Source organism: Bartonella sp. AP7XZML (assembly GCF_042195745.1).
Taxonomy (GTDB): Bacteria; Pseudomonadota; Alphaproteobacteria; order Rhizobiales; family Rhizobiaceae; genus Bartonella.
The window spans coordinates 1-2,660 of sequence record NZ_JBHIOT010000106.1 but is presented as its reverse complement, the minus strand read 5'-3'; the positions used below and the strand labels follow the sequence as shown (position 1 = coordinate 2,660).

General features: G+C 29.3%; 1 pseudogene. It reads right to left on the bottom strand.

The window, feature by feature from the left end:
• Positions 1–1,792 precede the first annotated feature (1,792 nt).
• A pseudogene (locus ACFILT_RS08780) lies at positions 1,793–2,451 on the bottom strand (type ISP restriction/modification enzyme); the annotation flags it as partial.
• Positions 2,452–2,660: the final 209 nt, after the last annotated feature.

Below are 2,660 nucleotides of genomic sequence, written 5' to 3'. Positions count from 1 at the left end.
TTTCACATCATCAAAATCTCTTAAGGCTCTAATTCGAGTTAAGAAATGACCATCGATATATTCACAATCATCAATAAATTCATATTTTTTTGCAGGCTCTTGTTGATTAACAGACGTGGTTTCATTTGAAATGGAAGAGGAAATTGTATTTTGGGAATTTTTCATTTTAAATTCTTTCTTAACGTAATAAAGTTTTCAATTAACACCCTATAAGGGCGCCGGGTGTTGAAAACACGGCGTTAAGTCCGTCGTCACACTTTTCTCATTAAAGAGTATTGTATGGTGTGACCACACCCGACACAATCGTTATATGCTAGCTACAGCATAAAAGAAAGTCAGTCTTTTAAAGAAATGGGAGAAACCTTATCGGGGTTTATCCGCTTAACGCTAAGTGTTTTCATCACTTGAGTATTTATATAACAAAATACGTATTTATTGTCAATTAATTTATAAACTTTTTGATATTTTTTTGTATTTTTTAAAATGCGTTGTGTATTAATAATATCATATGCTTATGAATTTCTTCTTTTATATTTATGTGTGTTTAAAGCTATATTATAGGCTTTATAAAACGATTGTGTTCTTTTTTGAATTATACATTTATAATATTTAAAAACGCTCTCATAATGCGTTTTTTTATCTTTATAACCTATCAATTTTTTTACTAAATGAATTTAAAAATTTTTGTGAATTTTGTTTATAACGCATTTATCATTTGAACTATCTTAATAAGCGCCGCGCTTTTATAACCAATGCATTCATTTGCATTTTTGCTTTATTCAAATAAGGCTGTTATTTTTACGCATTCTCTATAGCTGTTATATGCTTTATAGCCATGGTGTTATTTTTCATTTTCATGATAAAAATGATACATATGATAATTGTAATTTAGAGACTGTTATGAAAACACTTATGAAACTATCTAAAGAGGGATTGATAATTATAGAAATTAGCAAAATCCTTTTTAATAGGCTTTTGTTATTTTGATTAGTTCTTTTTAAAAGATAAAATTATATTTCTAGTGAGTGATTAACACGTGTCTTATGAAAAGCGTATGAAATTAAAAACTGATTACGTTATCAAAATCCCTTTTATGAATTTTAATCAGTTCTTTTGAATAGATAACCTTATGATTTAGAGAATGATTACAACGTGCTTTATGAAAGCATGTGAACCTTTAAAGCCTTTCAAAAGATAGCTTGTAACTTATAGAAATGCTATAAAGACCATTATGGTTATGAATTTTGAGGATTTTGAGTATTTTGAGGGTTCCTTTTACTCCCCCCTTTATATATTTTTTTCAATCAAAAATAAAAATCATTATATTTCAATATGTTAATGTTTTAAAGAAACAACCTATGTTAAATATAACATCTAAATACAATCTATAGTATACATTTAAGAGGGTTTTGTAGGAGTTTTGGGGGTTTTAAGAACCTTCAAAACCTATAAGCAAAATGAATATATATAACTCTCTTTAAACAAAGCTTTTGAAAACAATAAAGCACTCATTTTAGATTACGGTATAATCTTTTAAAGGCAATGTAAAAAAATCTAATTCTATTTAAGATAGGGTTTCTTAAAAATCTTAAAGGCAATCCAAATAAGAGTATTTAGAAGTGCAAATGATTTCTTTTTAGAATAACGCATATAAACACTCCTTTTAATAAAGATTGTATGTAAGCAATGTATAAAGGGGGTATAGAGTATAAAGGGGTATAGAACCTATAGGTATAAGACCTTATACCCCTTGTGAGTTTATCATACCCATTATATGAGCATGCTTTATAAGTTATTCAGTTTCTCTTATTTCTAATTTTGGTAAGTTCTTAACGATTTTCATGGTTTCTAAACTTACGGTAATAACCCTTTGAAACAACTCCAATGGGTAAGCAGGGTTGCCAACGGTTTCAACAGCATAGCGATTGGCATCATTCACAATACCACTCTTTTTATCTGTCTTAACACATTGACGCCCCATAAACCATTCAAGAGCAGGCTTGCCATTGACGATATACTCATAAGCTTACTTAGGGATATCTGTCATGATGATATTGCTATTATAAATAACAGTTGATTTATTCTTTTCCTTACTATCCTTAATTTTTGCAAATTTCATTTCAGTCACATAATAGAATTTTTCGAGATTAGAGATATCAGTTAATTTTGGATTACCCTTTTTAAAGGTCACAGGATAAGGCTCTACAGTTTCATAATTCACGTGCAAATGCCCCAGTTTACGCCCTGCTGTTACAAACTTCCAAAAATCATCAGCACTCTTTACACAAGGGATACGAGGCAATTCTTTAGAGAGGTTATCAGCATAACGGGCACGATAATCTTCTGAATGAAGTAGACCGTAATCGTAAAAAAGATATCATCTTTAGTGATAGTTTCATTAGGATAAGCGGCTTTTAAATATGCTAATCCTTCATCAGTTATAGCATTACGCATTTTCTTTTTTTCTTATTTTAGTAATAAGCTATCGTCATACTATTTTTCTTATCAAGCGATAATAATGGAGTGTTTCTTGTTGTCTCTAATATGTAACAGTTCCAATAAATTTGGTATATTCTATGAATAAGAGTCTTTACTTTATCCTCGAAATGATATGATATACGCTACCTTAAAGTTAAGAAGCATATTAGAGTGTATGATTG